Annotated in this window: 17 protein-coding genes and 1 pseudogene; 8 read left to right on the top strand and 10 right to left on the bottom strand. The window is 70.4% G+C overall.

The features are described from left to right. Window positions 1-29: 29 nt before the first annotated feature. Complete coding sequence (locus CACI_RS15940; RefSeq protein ID WP_012787405.1) at window positions 30-989, bottom strand: aldo/keto reductase; 960 nt, start codon at window positions 987-989, stop codon at window positions 30-32. Window positions 990-1,501: 512 nt separating this feature from the next. Between CACI_RS15940 and CACI_RS15935 the strand changes: the two genes are divergently transcribed. The 3 genes from CACI_RS15935 (at window position 1,502) to CACI_RS47905 (ending at window position 4,590) form a co-directional block, all read left to right on the top strand. Beyond that, complete coding sequence (locus CACI_RS15935; protein WP_012787404.1) at window positions 1,502-2,215, top strand: hypothetical protein; 714 nt, start codon at window positions 1,502-1,504, stop codon at window positions 2,213-2,215. A gap of 93 nt (window positions 2,216-2,308) precedes the next feature. Then, a complete protein-coding gene (locus CACI_RS15930; RefSeq protein ID WP_012787403.1) occupies window positions 2,309-2,833 on the top strand; it encodes a hypothetical protein in 525 nt (174 codons plus the stop codon). Further along, the gene (locus tag CACI_RS47905) at window positions 2,824-4,590 is read left to right on the top strand and encodes a copper resistance CopC/CopD family protein (protein WP_012787402.1); all 1,767 of its coding nucleotides are present in this window, start codon (window positions 2,824-2,826) and stop codon (window positions 4,588-4,590) included. The genes CACI_RS15930 and CACI_RS47905 overlap by 10 nt, the downstream gene beginning before the upstream one ends. A 13-nt stretch (window positions 4,591-4,603) precedes the next feature. Here the strand turns inward: CACI_RS47905 and CACI_RS15920 are convergent, their stop codons facing one another. Together CACI_RS15920 and CACI_RS15915 are read right to left on the bottom strand one after the other, a co-directional pair. Continuing rightward, window positions 4,604-5,431, bottom strand: coding sequence for an SAM-dependent methyltransferase (locus CACI_RS15920; RefSeq protein ID WP_012787401.1), 828 nt, complete (start codon window positions 5,429-5,431; stop codon window positions 4,604-4,606). A 206-nt stretch (window positions 5,432-5,637) separates the two neighbouring features. Further along, a complete protein-coding gene (locus CACI_RS15915; protein WP_041540278.1) occupies window positions 5,638-5,982 on the bottom strand; it encodes an ArsR/SmtB family transcription factor in 345 nt (114 codons plus the stop codon). A gap of 19 nt (window positions 5,983-6,001) precedes the next feature. Between CACI_RS15915 and CACI_RS52375 the strand changes: the two are divergent. Continuing rightward, window positions 6,002-7,141: pseudogene (locus CACI_RS52375) on the top strand (MFS transporter); the annotation flags it as partial. Between the two features lie 71 nt (window positions 7,142-7,212). Here CACI_RS52375 and CACI_RS52370 read toward each other — a convergent pair. From CACI_RS52370 to CACI_RS15885, 4 genes are all read right to left on the bottom strand, one after another. After that, window positions 7,213-8,172 (bottom strand): metal ABC transporter permease, encoded by a 960-nt coding sequence (locus CACI_RS52370; protein ID WP_012787398.1) that lies wholly within the window; start codon window positions 8,170-8,172, stop codon window positions 7,213-7,215. Beyond that, the gene (locus tag CACI_RS15895) at window positions 8,169-9,083 is read right to left on the bottom strand and encodes a metal ABC transporter permease (RefSeq protein WP_012787397.1); all 915 of its coding nucleotides are present in this window, start codon (window positions 9,081-9,083) and stop codon (window positions 8,169-8,171) included. Before CACI_RS15895 ends, CACI_RS52370 begins: the two co-directional genes overlap by 4 nt. Continuing rightward, window positions 9,073-10,125, bottom strand: coding sequence for a metal ABC transporter ATP-binding protein (locus CACI_RS15890; RefSeq protein WP_012787396.1), 1,053 nt, complete (start codon window positions 10,123-10,125; stop codon window positions 9,073-9,075). Before CACI_RS15890 ends, CACI_RS15895 begins: the two co-directional genes overlap by 11 nt. 109 nt (window positions 10,126-10,234) lie before the next feature. Further along, window positions 10,235-11,164: a metal ABC transporter solute-binding protein, Zn/Mn family gene (locus tag CACI_RS15885; RefSeq protein ID WP_012787395.1), complete on the bottom strand. Its 930-nt coding sequence runs from the start codon at window positions 11,162-11,164 to the stop codon at window positions 10,235-10,237. Window positions 11,165-11,348: 184 nt separating this feature from the next. Here CACI_RS15885 and CACI_RS15880 point away from each other — a divergent pair, with 184 nt between their 5' ends. Further along, window positions 11,349-11,846 (top strand): DinB family protein, encoded by a 498-nt coding sequence (locus CACI_RS15880; RefSeq protein ID WP_012787394.1) that lies wholly within the window; start codon window positions 11,349-11,351, stop codon window positions 11,844-11,846. Window positions 11,847-11,859: 13 nt separating this feature from the next. Here the strand turns inward: CACI_RS15880 and CACI_RS15875 are convergent, their stop codons facing one another. Continuing rightward, entirely contained in the window at window positions 11,860-12,591 is a 732-nt protein-coding gene (locus CACI_RS15875) for a YidC/Oxa1 family membrane protein insertase (protein ID WP_012787393.1), read from the bottom strand. 135 nt (window positions 12,592-12,726) lie between these two features. Then, complete coding sequence (locus CACI_RS15870; RefSeq protein ID WP_012787392.1) at window positions 12,727-13,026, bottom strand: DUF6412 domain-containing protein; 300 nt, start codon at window positions 13,024-13,026, stop codon at window positions 12,727-12,729. Between the two features lie 153 nt (window positions 13,027-13,179). Between CACI_RS15870 and CACI_RS15865 the strand changes: the two genes are divergently transcribed. Genes CACI_RS15865 through CACI_RS15860 form a run of 3 tightly spaced genes read left to right on the top strand, consistent with a single transcriptional unit; the run spans window position 13,180 to window position 14,814 of the window. Further along, a complete protein-coding gene (locus CACI_RS15865; protein WP_223297540.1) occupies window positions 13,180-13,602 on the top strand; it encodes a sigma factor in 423 nt (140 codons plus the stop codon). Next, window positions 13,556-13,717, top strand: coding sequence for a sigma factor-like helix-turn-helix DNA-binding protein (locus CACI_RS52365; protein ID WP_223297539.1), 162 nt, complete (start codon window positions 13,556-13,558; stop codon window positions 13,715-13,717). The genes CACI_RS15865 and CACI_RS52365 overlap by 47 nt, the downstream gene beginning before the upstream one ends. Beyond that, a complete protein-coding gene (locus CACI_RS15860) occupies window positions 13,714-14,814 on the top strand; it encodes a hypothetical protein (RefSeq protein WP_012787391.1) in 1,101 nt (366 codons plus the stop codon). The genes CACI_RS52365 and CACI_RS15860 overlap by 4 nt, the downstream gene beginning before the upstream one ends. A 55-nt stretch (window positions 14,815-14,869) precedes the next feature. Here the strand turns inward: CACI_RS15860 and CACI_RS15855 are convergent, their stop codons facing one another. After that, window positions 14,870-16,066, bottom strand: a complete 1,197-nt coding sequence (locus CACI_RS15855; protein ID WP_041540274.1) for an aminotransferase class V-fold PLP-dependent enzyme — start codon at window positions 16,064-16,066, stop codon at window positions 14,870-14,872. Between the last annotated feature and the right edge of the window lie 10 nt (window positions 16,067-16,076).

Genomic DNA, 16,076 nt, shown 5'->3' with positions numbered 1-16,076 from the left:
ACTCCCCCGCCGCCGTGCCGTCACGGCTGTCAGGCGGTCTTGGCCAGTAGCTCCAGCTCGTCGTCGGTGAGGCGGATCGCGCCGGCGGTGATGTTCGCCTCCAGGTGCGCGAGGTCGCCGGTTCCGGGGATGGCGAGGACATGCGGGCCCTGAGACAGCGTCCAGGCTAGGCGGATCTGCTGCGGGCTGACGCCGTGGGCTTCGGCGATCGCGGCTGCGCGGTCTTCCTCGGGTTCGGGCGCCTGGCCGGAGGTGGCTTCGGCGGAGCCGGCGCGGGAGCCGGCGATGGCGAAGAAGGGGACGAAGGCGATGCCGAGTTCGCCGCAGGTGCGGAGCAGGTCCAGGGAGTCGGTGTCGTCGAGGCCGAACTTGTTCTGGACGGACACGACCGGGGCGATGGCGCGCGTCTCGTGCAGCTGCTCGGTCGAGATCGAGGAGACGCCCAGGTTCCGGATCAGGCCTTCCTCGCGCAGCTCGGCCAGGGCGCCGAAGTGGTCGGCGAGGGAGTCCCAGCCCATGTTGCGCAGGTAGACCAGGTCCAGGTGGTCGCGGCCGAGTTCGCGCAGGTTCTGCTCGACGTCGCCGCGCAGGTCCTCGGGGCGTGCCGGGTCCTCCCAGCCGCCGGCGCGGTCGCGGCGCGGGCCCACCTTGGTGGCGACGAGGACTTCGTCGGCGCCGAAGGGGGCGAGGGCGGCGTTGACGATCTCGTTGGCGGAGCGGAGCGCGGAGAAGTAGAAGGCCGCGGTGTCGATGTGGTTCACGCCGAGTTCGACGGCGCGCCGGACGACGGCGACGGAGGTGGCGCGGTCGCGGGGCGTGCCGTTGTGGAAGGCGCCGGTGCCGGTCAGGCGCATGGCGCCGAAGCCGAGGCGGTGGATCGTGCGGTCGCCGAGCTGCCAGGTTCCGGAGGCGGCAGCGTTCGCGGTGGAGTCTGGGGTGGAGGTTGGGGCGGAGTCTGAGGCGGAGTGCGAGTGCGAAGCGGAAGTCACAGTGACTCCTATCAGATTCTTCGGCCTTCGCGAAAGGCGAAAGCTGTGCCGAGCCTCCCCTCGGAGGGGGTCGCTGCTGTTGAGGTATCGGCGGTGTGCCGATCAACTGATCCCCTTGCACCTCCCTTGGCGTGCCCCTTTCCCGCACCGGTCTGACATGGGTCTAGACCTAATGGACTAGACCAAGGCGCCGAAAACCCTTGACGCGGTCTCCGTGCGGCAGTAGACCATCCATGACGAAGGGTTATCCGCATCACAAACGCCGTATATGCGGATCTTCATCACTCGCCTTTCCACGTGACGTGCGGGCAACGGCAGCGCCGGACTCCCTCAGCACACGGCGCCGTCGTGGGACGTGGGGCGGCTGTCGACGCGGACGTCCCGGCGTTCCTCACGGGGCACCCGCGCCTTGCCACCGGCACCACCCCGGTTCCCGGCATGCCGGCCGGGACCGTCCTGATGAGCTCCCTCGGCTCGTCGCCGGAGCTCTTCATTGGAGAAAGGACTCCCGCATGCAACGCATCTCCACCAAACGCGGCCTGGCCGCGGGTCTGGCCACAGCCGCGGTCGCGGCCGGGATCGCCGCCCTGGGAACCGGCGGCAGCGCCGCGGCCGACACCACCGCGACCTCCGCGGTGTCGGCCGGGCCCGCCACCTACAGCCAGGCGGTGCCGACCGGCCAGCCCTCGCAGTACAGCTCGCCGCTGGAGCGCTGCGCCAACGGCGTCGACCACCCGCTCAGCGGCGCGAACCCGATCCTGGCCGAGCCGCTGACCACGCAGTTCAGCAGCAACGTCGGGCTGTCGGAGGCGGTGTCATACAGCGGCGACCAGTGGTACGGGAACTGGACGTTCACGTTCACCAACACCTCTTCCGAGACGCTCGCGACGGACTGCGCCGTGCTGATCTGGCGCGCGCCGTCGAGCTCTGACAACCACGCGTACACGGCCTCGGTGGCCTACGGGCACCCGCAGCAGGACTACCTGGAAGTGCCGCGCGGGGACGGGACGTCGTTCTACGTCGCGCGGCTGGGCTTCCACGACGTGCCGCTGAACCAGCGCCAGGTCGGGCCGGGGCAGAAGTTCACGTACACCTGGGGCGGGGTGCCGAGTACGGCGATCACGACCCAGCAGATCCGGGATTCGCTGCGGTTCACGGCGGACCTGAACCTGAGTGGGAACCAGAGCATGGTGCTGCACTACGGGACGGACCGGCTGACGAACTGAGGTCGGGGTCGGGTCTGGGTCTCGGCTAAATGGCGGGGCGGCGGCAGCGGGTTGTGGGCTGCCGCCCCGTCACCGATGGGAGGGACTGAACTGATGCGCGCTGCACTCCTGGGTTTGCGCGGCCGGGCTCTCGGATGGTGGGTGCTGCTGGCGGCGGTGGTTGTGGTGGTCGCGGTCAATGCGGCGTTGGCCAATTGGTCGCGGGGGTCTACGTCGCACGGGTCTGCGTCGGCCTCGGCGGTTTCCGGACCGTCGATGGTGCGGGCGCGGTCGGTGGCCACGCAGGAGTTCGGGCTGTTGTCCGGCGGCGGGTGGGGGCAGGCGTGGGGGCTGTGGTCGGCGGCGGGGAAGGCTGCGCTGAGTGAGGCCGACTTTGTGCAGCTGAACACGGAGTGCCGGCCGGCTTTGGGCGAGCCGTACATCGTTGACCTCGCAACGGATCTGGACGCGACGACCGTGCGGATCGAATGGCATCAGGGTTCGACGACAGGCAGCGGCACGGTGGTTTACGAGGGCGGGGCGTGGAAGTTCCAGCCTAATGCGCAGACGCTGGCGGCGTACCGGGGCGGCGTCGTGACAGTGGTGGCCGAGCGGAAGGCGGCAGGGGAATGTCACTGAGGCTGGCACCGGCGTCGTGGATGGGGCGACGGTTTCTGACGGTGTGCGCGGCGGTCTTCGCCGCGGTGGTGGTGCTGGCGGGACCGGCTTCGGCGCATGCGGAGCTGGTGTCGGCGACGCCATCGCAGGGTGCTGTCGTGCGCGGCGAGCCGACGCAGGTGACGCTGCGGTTCTCGGAGGAGATCGTGCTGCGGCTGAGTGCCGTGAAGGTGATCGGCCCGGACGGCCGCCGCCTGGACGCCGGGGCACTGCGCCCTGGCACATCCGGCGCCGACAGCATGGCGGTGAACCTCGCGCCCGACGCACGGCACGGCACGTTCGTGGTGGTATGGCAGGTCACGGCAGCCGACGACGGACACGCCAGCTCCGGCACCGTGATGTTCGCAGTCGGCGCGGCGAGCACCCCGGCCAGCGTGGCAGGACTCGGACACAACCGGCTCACCAGCGCGGTCTACGACGCCGGCCAGTGGATCGGCTTCGCGGGACTGGCGATGGTCGGCGGAGTCGCGGCGCTGCACACGTATCGGCGGCGGGAGCAGGTGCCGGGCGGGGACGGCAGTAGCAGTAGCAGCATGCTGATGGGTGCTGCGGTCAGCATGGACGCGGATGCTGGGGCTGGCGCCAGGTCGGAACACGCCGAGGCAGCAGGCGGCCTGGTTGTCGGCGACTCAAACGCCGGGCTCCGGACAGAAGCCGGGAGCTCAGGCGCCGAGATCAGGGCAGAAGCCGGCGGTGGGGATCAAGCCGAGGCAGCTAGCGCGACCGGTGTTCTCGCGAGCGATCGAACCGAAGCAGCTGGCACAACCGGTGTACTCGCAAGCAATCGAACCGAACCAGCTGGCACAACCGGTGTTCTCGCGAGCGATCGAACCGAACCAGCAGGCGCGACCGGTGTACTCGCAGGCGATCAAGCCGAAGCAGCTGGCACAACCGGTGTACTCGCAGGGGATCAAGCCGAGGCAGCTGGCACTACCGCTGTTCTCGCGAGCGATCGAGCCGAAGCATCAGCTGCGCCCGCCTCGGTCCCGACCTGGCCGGCGGCGCTCGGGTGGTCGCTGCTGGTTGTCGGGACGCTGATTCAGGTGGCTGCTTATGCGCCTGCTGCGCGGGGGTTGTCGGTTGGGCATTTGCTGGATCGGTCTTTGTTGTCGGTCACGGTGGGGACGCGGGAGGGGCATGCTTTCATGGCGCGGCTTTTGGTGCTGGCCGTGGGGGCTGTGGTGGGGGATGCGGTGTTGCGGCGGGCGCGGGGGGCTTGGTTGCCGTTGGCTTTCACTGTTGCGGTGGCGGCTACGTGGGGGGCTACCGGGCATGCGGCTACCGGGGGTGGGGCGGGGGTGGCGATGGTTGCGGTGACGGTGCATGTCACGGCGATGGCGGTGTGGGTTGGGGGGTTGTTCGTGGTGGCGGTGCTGTTGGCTGGTGGGGGTCAGGTTGTGGGTGCGGCGGTGGGGCGGTTCTCGCGGTTGGCGCTCGGGGCGGTCGCGATGCTGGTGGTGACCGGGGTGTATCAGGGGTGGCGGGAGGTGGGGAGTGTGAGCGGGCTGCTCGATACGACCTACGGCCGGCTCCTGCTCGCCAAGGTTGCGATCCTGTTGTGCGTGATCGGGGTCGCCAGGCGGTCGCGCGGGATGGTGGCGACGTGGCGCGGCGGGGGCGAAGGCGCGTTGCGGCGGAATGTGATGGTGGAGTTGGCGGGCGCGTCGGTGCTGCTTTTGTTGGCTGTGCTGCTGGCGGGGAACGCGCCCGCGCGCTGAGGAGGAGTCGCGTCTAGGACGTCGGCTTGCGCGCCAGGACGCCGTAGGTGCGCAGGATCGGCGTCTCGACGGTGTTCGGCTCGGGCTGCCACTGGTCGACGGTGACCATCCCGGGCGGCTGGATCTCCAGGCCGGACAGCCAGCCCTCGATCACTTCGGGCTCGCGGTTGATGAACGGTACGCGCGTGGAGCGCTGGTAGTCGTCCAGCATCTGCTGCTGTTCGCCGGGGTGGGCCAGGTCCGGGGCGGCGTGCGACAAGGCCAGGTAGCTGCCCGGGGCGGAGGCGTCGACGTAGGCGGCGACGATGCCGGCCGGGTCGTCCTCGTCGGGGACGAAGTGCAGGACCGCGTTCATCAAGATGGCGACCGGCTTGGACAGGTCCAGGGTCTGCGCCAGAAGCGGGTGCGCCAGGACGCTGTCGGGACGGCGCAGGTCCGCCAGGATCGCCACGGCGTTGGGGGTCTGCGACAGGAGCATGCGGGCGTGCGCGATGGCGACCTGGTCGACGTCCACGTAGACGACGCGCGCCTCGGGGTTGACCTCCATCGCGACCTCGTGGACGTTGCCCGCGGTCGGCACGCCGGAACCCAGGTCCAGGAACTGGCTGACGCCGACCGTGCCAGCCAGGTGGCGGACCACGCGGCCGAGGAAGGCGCGGTTGGCCCGGATCGCGCCGACCAGCGTGGGCATGGCGTCGGCGGCACGGCGGCCGGCTTCGCGGTCCGCCTCGAAGTTCTGGCTGCCACCGAGCCAGAAGTCGTAGATGCGGGCCGGACTTGGCTGGGAGGGGTCAATGTCCGGAAGACTCAAAGCCAGCTCCGCAACGTCGATCGCGTCCATGGGCACCAAACTAGCGTCGGCACGGGTTCCGGGCCGAGTTGAGCGGGAAACGCGGCGCGCCGTGTTGAGGAATCGGGCAGGCGGTACCGCTGTGGCGGCCAGCTTGCCTCGGTCGGCGCCACTGTGCAACTTCTGTTCGGATCGGGCGCGGTGGGCTGGGGTTTTGTCGCGTGTGGCGGCACCGAGTGGGAGCCGTGCGCTGAGGCTCAGAAGGTGGCGAGGACGTCGCGGCCCTGAGGGATGGCCAGGTCCAGGAGGCCGGGGAAGAGGGCGTCGAGGTCGGTGCGGCGGAGGCGGTTGAGGCGGCGGGTGCCCGCGTCGCGTTGATGGATGACGCCGGCTTCGCGGAGGGTGCGGAAGTGGCCGCTTTGGGTGGATTTGCTGACCGGCAGCTGGATGGCGCCGCAGGGGAGTTCGGCGTCGGGGTCGATGTCGGCGAGGCGGGCGACGATGGCCAGGCGCATGGGGTCGCTGAGGGCGGCGAGGACCGCGGTGAACGTCATGGCGGCGCGGGGCGGGTGGGTGAGGTCGGTGGCGGTGCGGCTGGCCATGGGATCAGTGTAGGGCATCATGTTCGGGATTCTCGAACATCTGCTATGTTCGGCAGATCCGAACATGATGCTCTCGGGAGGACTCATGGCGCTCGATCGTCTTACTGCTGCGCATGCTGGGCCGTCGGCTTCGGGAGGGCTGACGGCGGCGGGTAAACGGTTCCGGTTCTGGGGGACGGCCTACACCTTCCTGATCCTGCTGACCGGGACGAATCTGCCGACACCCCTGTACAAGGGCTACGAGGCGCGGTTCGGGTTCTCGCCGCTGACGCTGACGCTGATCTTCACCGCCTATGTCGCGGTCCTGATTCCCTCGCTGTTGGTGGTCGGGCCGGCTGCCGACGCGATCGGGTATCGCGTCATGCTGCTGCCTGCGCTGTTCGTGGCGGCGGGTGGGGCGCTGGTGTTCGCGTTCGCGTCCGGAACCGGGTGGCTGTTCGCGGGGCGCATCTTGCAGGGCGTCGCGATCGGGGCGGCGACCGGACCGCTGACGGCGACGCTGACCGAGCTCGAACCGCACGGCGACCGGCGCAAGGCGGCGTTGGTCTCGACGGTGGCCACGGCCGGAGGACTCGGACTCGGGCCGCTGCTGGCGGGTTTCCTCGCGCAGTACGCGCCGGCGCCGCGCGTGCTGCCGTTCGCGCTGGAGATCGGGCTGCTGGTCCCGGCGGTGGCACTGGTGCTGACGCTGCCGGCGAACCGTGCCCGCACGCGGTGGCGCCCGCGCCGTCCGGAGATCCCGGCCGCCCTGCGTTCGGAGTTCGCGACGAGCGGGACGGCGTGCTTCGCAGCGTTCGCGGTGGTGGGACTGTTCCTGACGCTGATTCCGACCTACGTCGCGACGCTGTCCGGGAGCAAGAACCTGCTCCTCGGCGGCGCGGCGGTGGCGCTGATGCTGGCGTGCTCGGCGATCGCGCAGGTAGTCGGGTACGGGAAATCGGCGCGCGGGCTGGAGATCGCAGGGCTTCCGCTACTGGCGGTGGGGCTGGTGTCGCTGGCGATAGCAGGGAACGTGTCGTCGCTGGCGCTGTTGCTCGGCGCGACAGTCGTAGCCGGAGCGGGGCAGGGACTGACGTTCCTCGGCGGGCTGACGGCGATCAACGCGGTGGCGCCGGCGGATCGGCGAGCCGATGTGCTGTCGAGCTTCTTCGTGATCCTCTATTTGGGCGTCGGCGTGCCGGTGGTGGGAGTGGGCTTCGTCGCGACGCAGGTGGGTTTGCTGGCGGCGGTTCAGTACTTCGCGTGGGGTGCGGCGGTGTTGTGCGTGGTGGTGCTGGCGGTGCTGGGGCGCAGACGTACACGCGAAGGGGATGGGAAAACGGGGCTGGCGGTCGAGGCAGCTGAGGCTGGAACCGCCGCGCGGCGTCGGTTGACCGACCGGTAGATCATGGCGGCGGCGTACGCGAAAGTCCCGACCGCCGTGATGGAGAAGCTCGGCGGCATCCGCGGCACGAGATAGGCCAGCGTCAACCCGACCCACATCTCCCCCACCGCCAGCACGATCGCCACGCCCAGCCCGCGGAACGGCCGGTCGGTCAGCACCAGCGCGGTACCGGCAGGCGCCGCGACCAGCCCCAGCAGCAGCAACGCACCGACCGCCTGCGTCGCCTCCGCAGTCGCCGCGCCGACCAGAGCCAGGAACACGAATGCCAGAACCCTGACAGGCACGCCGCGCGCGGCGGCCACAGCCTCGTCCAACGTCGCGAACAGCAGCGGTCGGGCGATGAACAGCAGGACCGCGACCACACCGAGCCCGATCCACAACGCGGTCTGCGCCTGCGATGAGGACAGACCGAGGATCGAGCCGAACAGCACGTTGATCGTCGCCGAGCCGTTGCCGGAACCGGAGCCCGAGCGGTTGGTCGTGTACATCGTGAGGAAGAAGACGCCGAGCCCGAGAATCCAGGCGAAGACGTTGCCGATCACCACGTCGTCGGCCCGTCCGCGCCGCCCCAGCGCGCCGAGCAGCAGCGCCACGGCGATCGTCGCGGTGAACAGGCCGATGCGCAGATCGACGCCGAACGCCAGCGCGGCCAGCGCTCCGGTGAACGCCACATGCGACAGCGCGTCCCCGGTGAACACCTGCGCGCGCAGCACCAGGAAGAACCCGACCGCCCCGCAGGCCGCCGCGATGCCGGTCCCGCCGAGCAGCGCGTAGACCATGAACGGGTGGCTGAACATGCTGATCATGACGCCCCCAAGACTGTCATCGCTACTTCCGCAACGCGGCGGCGGCCAGTTCCGCGCCGCCGCGCAAAGAATCCGTAGACGTTCGCCAGCAGGTAGCAACCGAACGCGAACGTGGTGATCCAGAACCCGATCGGATACGGCGAGAAGTACGCCGCCCCGAGCCCGAACCACGTCACCGCCAGCGCGAACAGCACCGACAGGACCAGGCTCAGCGCGGGGCGTGCGGTGACGCGCTGCGCCGTCGCGGCGGGCATCACCAACAGCGCGAACACCAGCAACGAACCAGTGATCTGCGATACCTCGGCGGTCGTGGCGCCCAACACGACCAGGAACAGCACGCCCAACATCCGCGACGGAACACCCCGGGCGTCGGCGACCGACGGATCGACCGAGGCGAACAGCAGCGGCCGTCCGATCAGGGCCATGACGATCAGCACCACGGCGGCGACCGCCGCCAGCACTGCGATGTCCCCGGAGGTGACGCCGAGGAAGCTGCCGAACAGCAGGGAATTCACACCGTTGAGGAATCCCTTGTACAGCGCGACAAACAGCATCCCGCACGCCAGCGTGAAGGACTGCACGATCCCGGTGAGCGCGGACTCCTCGGCCATACCGCCCTTGCCGTTGCGCGCCAACGCCGCGATGACCGCGCCGGCGCCGATGCAGAACCCGAAGTAACCCCACGACGCGCTGACACCGAGAAAGACAGCCGCCGCAGCGCCGGGGAACCCGGCCAGGGCGACCGTGTGCCCGGCGAACGTCTGCCGCCGCAGCACCATGAACCAGCCGACGACGGCCGCCAGGACGGCGACGATCGTGCCGGCGCGGTAGGCGCTGACCATCGAGTCCAGCTGCCACATCTGGTCGATGTCGGTGACGGGGTTCCAGGACAGTCCGGAGTCAGTGGGCACGATCGGCCTCCGAGCCGTTCGGGCGGCGGCCGGCGAGGCGCTGAGCGGCAATGGGAGCGGGAGGGGCAGCGACAGCGGCAGCGGTGTGTCGGTCGGAGTGTAGAACCGGAGCCTCGGGACCGCCGACCACGACGAGCCGGCCGTCGGAGGCGCGCAGCACCTCGACCGGCGTGCCGAACAGGTTCGACAGCGTCTCGGTGGTGATGACCTCCTCCGGAGTGCCGGAGGCCGCGCCGCCGTCGGCCAGGTACACGACCCGGTCGAGGTAGGGCAGGATCGGGTTCACGTCGTGCGCGACCATCACCACGGCGACGTCCTCCGAACGCGAGATCCGCCCGATGAGCGCCGCGACAGAGGCCTGATTCGGCAGGTCCAGGGAGTCCAGCGGCTCGTCCAGGACCAGCAGCCGGGGACGGCGGACCAGAGCCTGCGCGATGAGCAGGCGCTGCTGTTCGCCGCCGGAGCACTCGCCGATCGCCCGGTGCGCGTAGGCGGAGGCGCCGACCAGGTCGATGACCTCCTCGACGCGGTCCTGTTCGGCGCGGCGGCGGGCGTTGAAGCGGCGGGTTCCGGGAAGCGGGATGCCCCAGCGGTCGCCGTCCAGGCCGAGGCGGACGACGTCGACGCCGCGGATGCGCAAGGAGGCGTCGAAGGAGCGGCGTTGCGGCAGGTAGCCGATCTGCGCGCCGGCGGCTCCGGGACGCCGGCCCAGGACGCGCACCTCGCCGGCGGCGGCGGGCAGGACGCCGAGCAGAACCTTGATGAGCGTGGACTTTCCGACGCCGTTCGGACCTAGGACGGCCACGAACTCGCCGCACTCGACAGTCAGGTTGACGCCGCCCCACAGGGTGCGCCCCGCCACCGCGGCTGAGGCGCCGATGAGCTCCACGACCGCCACCGGGTCGTTGCCCGCATTGCACCGGCGGTCCGTGCTGTCGAGCGTTGCGGCGCCTGCGGGATGTGCGCCCGCAGCGACTGCCGCACCCGCCGCGACCGCAGCGACTGCCCCGACCGCCGCCTCAGAATCCGTGTCCACTGCCATCACTTCCACCGTCCTGTTCAGCCACGGCTGCCAACGCCACCGACGCCGACGCCGTTCATTGCCCGCGTCTTTTCCTGGAGGCCGCCGCCGAAGCCTCGCAGCTTGCTCATCAGTGCCCTGTCGCCTGTGCCAGCGCCGACTTCAGCCCTTGAAGCTCGGCGACCATCCAGTCCTGGAAGGTGGCTCCTGCCGGTGCCAGCGTCTCGGTCACGGTCGTCACCGGGATGCCGGCGGCCTTGGCCTCGGCGACCTGCGCGGCGATGTCAGGAGTGGAGTTCTGGGAGTTGTAGACGTAGACCTTGATCTGCTTGCCCTTGATCTGGCTGTCGATCGCGGTCTTGTCAGCGACCGAGGGATCGTTGCCCTCGGAGATGTCCTTCAGGAAGGAGTACGGCGTCGCCATCTTCAGCCCGAGGGTGTCGGCCAGCGGGGAGACGATCGATTCGGAGGCGCCGATGGGGGTCCCGGCGTACGTCGCCTTGATGTCGGACTCCAGCTGGTTGTAGGGCGCCAGCGTGGTGGTCTCGAAGGTCTGCTTCTGGGTGTCGAAGTAGGCGGCGTCGGCGGGGTCGAGTTTCTTGTACTCGGCGGTGATCGCGTCGATGACCTTGTCGACGCTGTCGTGGGAGTACCACTGGTGCGGGTTGTCGCCGTCCTTGAGGCCGACGACGTCGCCGACGGTCAGGACGTCGCGGCCGGAGGCGGGGTTGGCGGAGACCAGTTTGGGCGCCCAGGAGGTGTCGTAGCCGATGCCGTTCTGGATGAACAGCCGCGCGCGGGCGATGAGCTTGGCGTCGTTGGGGGTCGCCTCGTAGGAGTGCGGGTCGGTGTCCGGGTTGGAGATGATCGACGCCGCGGTGACGTGCGTCCCGCCGAGTTGCAAGGCGATCGAGCCCCAGAAGTTCTCCGCGGCGACGACTGCGATCTTCGTGGTCGCTCCGCCCGGGGCGCTCGCCCCGACCGGAGCGGTCGCCGGCTTGGTCGAACAGCCCGCGGTCAGCGCCGCCCCCACCGCGAGCGCCGCGATCCCACCGGCCACGTGCTTCCTGCTCCTGCCCCTGCTCCCGATCACGGGAACCCCCTGCCGATGATGAAAACCGTTTTCAACTCCTGACGCTTCGAGCATATGAAAATCGTTTCCATTTGGCAAGGACGCTGTGCCGCCGCCGGACTGCGTCGGGGGTGCGTCGGGGGTGTCACCGGGCTGTTCTAGAGTTCGCCGCATGACCGACGAGCGCGCGAACCTCCTCCGGTACCTGCAACAGCAGCGCGGCCATGTCCTCGGCGCCCTGGAGGGTCTGGACGAGGAGACGCTGCGGCGCCCGATCCTGCCCTCCGGCTGGAACTGCCTGGCGTTGGTGAGCCACCTGACCTATGACGACGAGCAGTTCTGGTTCCGGGGCGTCATCGCGCAGGACGAGGAGGTCATCGCCGCCGTGGAGCGCCGGGAGCCGAACGGCTGGAAGCGCGACGCGGACCTGCCGTCCGAGGAGGTCTTCGCGCGCTACCGCGCCGAGGCCGCACTCGCCGATGCCGTGCTGGGCGAGTGCGACCTGGACGCCGCGCCGACGTGGTGGCCGGAGTACGTGTTCGGTACGTGGCGGCTGGAGTCGGTGCGGCAGATCGTGCTGCACCACATCACCGAGACCGCCACGCACGCCGGTCAGCTGGACGTGGTCCGCGAGCTGATCGACGGCTCGCAGTGGGTCATTCAGGACTGATGGACTGAGCCGCCTAAGCCGCCGGGGCAGCCGGGGCAGCCGGGACGGTCATGCGGCGGCGTTCCACGAGCGTCCACAGCGTCGTGGTCGCGGCGTAGAGGCCGCTGGCCAGTGGCAACACGACGGCACTGAGGACCGTGAGGTACGGCATCAGGGCCATGAGTTTCGCGGTCGCGGCAGCGCCGGCCCGCATCCGCCGCGAGGACCACGTCGCGAGGACGGCGAGCGCCGCGATCAGCACCGCGAACACCGCGACGTGGCCGAGCAGCGCCGAGGACCCGCTGAAGGCGTCGCGGAAGTGCGAGCCGAGCCCGACGCCGAACAGCTGGTCGCTGAGCAGCCCGTTGTGGTGCCCGCCGATGGTCGGCGAGACGAAGAGCCGGTACACCACGAAGAACACGGGGATCTGCACCAGTCCCAAGCCGATGCCGGGCGCCAGCTTCACGCCGTTGGCCCGGTACAGCTCGAGAGTCTCGCGCTGAGCGCGCGCCGGGTCCTTCTTGTACTTGCGCTGGAGCTTCTGGACGGCCGGCGCCAGTGCGGTGCGCTGCTCCTGGGAAGCCAGCTGGCTGTTCATCTGCGCGCGGTTCAGCGGATGCAGGCACAGCCGGACGGCGGCGGTGAACATGACGATCGCGACGGCGGGTCCGAGCCCGCCGAGCACGGGGACGAGCAGGACGGACAGCCCGGTGACGGCGTGGTACGCCGCGACGATGGCAGGGGTGAGCAGGGAGGAGAACGGCATGGCGGAGGAACCCTTCGGGGCATCTGCGGACGGGTGAGATCGGCGAGATGGACCGTCGGAGTCGGCGGCGGGTCAGCGGCGGAGAAGTCTAGAAGCCTCGACGCAGGGCGTCAGCAGCGGTGAACCGACAGCCGGTCAGACGGTCGCGGGGTTCGATCCGGGCGCTCGAGGATGAGGCCTGCCGGCCGCGTCGGGATCGCGTTGCGGCAGATACGCGGTGTCGCGCAACAGGGAACGCGCGGCGGCGGCAGTCTGCGCGGCCACGGTGGTCCCCGCCATCAGCACCGCGAAGGCGCTGCGGCGCAATGTGGCAGCGAGCAGCGCCAAGGCGGTCGCCGATGCGACGAGCACCGCGGTGTTCTGCCCACCGACCACCGCCAGGAGCGTGACGACGGCGGCGAGCAGGCTCGCGGCGGTCGCTCCTCGGTGTGTCACAGACGTCAGCGTACAACCGCCGCGAGGACTATGAAGACTGCTGCGAAGACTGCTGTGAAGAGCGCCTCGCCATCATGCAACCCCGCACCGCGTCCCGCGCATTAGTGAACCGGCAGCGTCCTCCGGCGCTGCCATCAGAAGGGGTGGACGGCTGTGGGAGAACTGGCGCGCGACGCCGAGTTCACTGAATTCGCCAGGGCACGGGCTCCATGGCTGCGCAAGGTGGCGTACCTGCTGTGCGGGGACTGGCATCGGGCCGACGATCTGGTGCAGGCCAGCATGCTCAAGCTCTACACCGGGTGGCACCGGGCCGGGCACGTGGAGAACGTCGACGGCTACGCGCGGCGGACGCTGATCAACATGTTCCTGGCCGAGCAGCGCGGACCCTGGTGGCAGCGCGTCGTCAGCCACGGCCGCGAGCCGGACCCGGAGGTGCTGGCCGACGCCCGCTCCCCCACCGCGCTGGACCTGGACGCGGCGCTGGACCTGCGCACCGCGCTCGCCGCGCTGCCGCCGAGGCAGCGCGGCGGTGGTGCTGCGCTACTACTGCGACCTGTCGGTGGATCAGACCGCTGAGATCCTCGGCTGCTCGGCCGGCAACGTCAAGAGCCAGACCTTCAGAGGCCTGCGATCGCTGCGGGTCAGGTTGGAATCAGCGGGTGCCGACACCACGGAAGGGCATGGACTGTGAGCACCGAGAACGACTTCAGCGGCCTGCGCTCGCGGCTGGCGGACCTGACCGAGGGACCGGCGCCGGCGAGCCCGTTCGACCCAGTGCGGACCGCCGCCGCCGGACGCCGCCGGGTTTTGGCCCGGCGGACCACGGCGGTCGGCGGCACCGGGACGCTCGCGGTGGCGGCGGTCTTCGGCATCGTGGCGGCGTTCGCGCCGGGGGCGCCGCTGCCGGCCAGGCCCGCCGCCGGCATCGGCGCCGATCCGCTGGCCAAGAGGGTCGACTTCGGGTGGCTGCCCGCGTCGCTGCCGAACGTGAGCTACATCTCCACGGCCGGCGGCGTCGGCACCGAGGCGGTCGCCGAGGGGAACAAGACCCCGGACGGAGCTCCGCGCGTCGATCTCATGCTGCTTTCCGACGACGGTCTCAGCACACTGAACGGCAATGAGCGCTCGATCCCGGTGCACCTGGACGACGGGCGCAAGGCGTACTGGGTCACCCAATCCGAGGGCGGCGGGCTCATGGGTGATTTCCAGCTGCGGTTCCCGGCCAAGGACGGCCGCTGGGCCGAGATGGCGTGGAGCGTCAACTGGGGCGGCGTGTACAGCTTCACCAAGATCAGCGGCGCGCCTGGGACTGTGACCGTGTCCCCGCCCGGCCACGCCGCGCCGACCTCCGTCCCGGCGTCAGCGCAATGGCAGCAGGACCTCGTCCACATGGCGACGGAGGTGACGGACGCTCCGGCACAGATCCCGTTGCCCCTGCGCATCACGGGACTTCCCGACGGCTTCAAGCCCGAAACGGGGTTTCTGTGGCGCCCCAGCATGGCCGGGCTGGGAGCACCGGGAACGTGGAGCGTCCTGCTGATCTTCGACTACAGCGGCCCGAACCCCACCTCGCTCGAGGTCGGTCTGCACGGCACGCTGTCGGAGAAGACGGCACCGGTCGCCAAGGGCACCGAGTGCGCGACATCGGGGGGATTGGACGTCTGCGTGCAAGGCGGGAGCGGCTCCCGGGGACTCGCCGAGGTCGGCGGGCTGAAGGGTCTGCTGAAGATGGTCACCCTGCTCGGTCCCGACGAGAAGCAGTGGACGACGGACGTGATGGTTTCCTGATCCGGACCGGGTGTTCTGAGCTTGCCGCGATCACGGCAAGCTCAGAACCCTGGGCTCAGGACCGCGCGCCCGCCGCCCGGGCCAGCTCGGCGACCGCCTCGGCGGCCGCGTCGAGCTGCGGCTCGGTCACGAAGTAGTGCGGCGAGGCGCGCACCAGCTCGGTCAGTCCGCGGCGCGCCATGTCGTGGAAGGTCGAGGACCGGCGGGTGATGCTGACCGCGATGTCCTGGCGCGCGAGCGCCGCCTGGACCTCGCCGGCGGCGAGCCCCGCGACGTCGAAGGTGACCAGGCCGCTTTTGCGCGCGCCCAGGTCGCGGACTGTGACGCCGGGGATCGCGGCCAGGGCCGTGCGCAGGTACTCGGCGCGGCGGGTGACTTCCTGCTCCACCGCGTCGAGGCCGAGGTCCAGCAGGTAGCGTGCGGCGGCGGTCAGGCCGAGGCGGCCGGCGTTGTCGCACTCCCAGAGCTCGTACACCCGCGCGTCGTCGCGCAGGAGGTAGCGGTCGGCGCCGGTCCAGGTGCCGCCTTGCAGGTCGGCGAGTGCGGGCCGCAGGATCGCCTTCGCGCGGTCGCGCACGACCAGGAAGCCGGTGCCTCGGGGGGCGCGCAGCCACTTGCGGCCGGTGCCGGTGAGGATGTCGGCGTCCAGGGCCTCGGCGTCCACGGCCAGCTGGCCGACCGCCTGGCAGGCGTCGAGCAGGACCAGGGCGCCGGTGGCGGCGTGCACGGCGTCGCTGATGCGGCGCACGTCGGCGACCACGCCGCCGTTGGTCGGGACCTGCACGACCGAGACCAGCTTCACGCGCTCGTCGAGCATCGCGGCCAGGGCGTCGGCGGCGAACGTGCCGTCGGCATCGCTGGGCACGACCTCGACCGAGGCGCCGACGGCCTGGGCGCGCATCAGCAGCGCGATGGCGTTGCCGCCGTATTCGACCTCGCCGACCAGGACGCGGTCGCCGGCGCCCAGCGGGACCGCGTCCAGGGCGGCCAGCCAGGAGCGGGTCGCGCTGTCGGTGAAGGCGACCTGGTCGGGGCGGCAGCCGAGCAGTTCGGCGAACACGCCGTAGCCGGCCTCGAGGTCGGCCTCGCGTTCGTCGGCGGCCTCGTAGCCGCCGATCTCGGTCTCGCGGCGCAGGTGGCCGAGCACCTCCTCCAGGACCGGCGTGGGCATGAGCGAGCTGCCGGCGCTGTTCAGGAAGACCCGCTTCGCCGCCCCCGGGGTGTCCGTCAGGACCTTGGTCATATCGATCATGCCTCTGAGA

This window comes from Catenulispora acidiphila DSM 44928 (assembly GCF_000024025.1).
Taxonomy (GTDB): domain Bacteria; phylum Actinomycetota; class Actinomycetes; order Streptomycetales; family Catenulisporaceae; genus Catenulispora; species Catenulispora acidiphila.
This window is presented reverse-complemented; position numbering and strand designations above follow the sequence as displayed.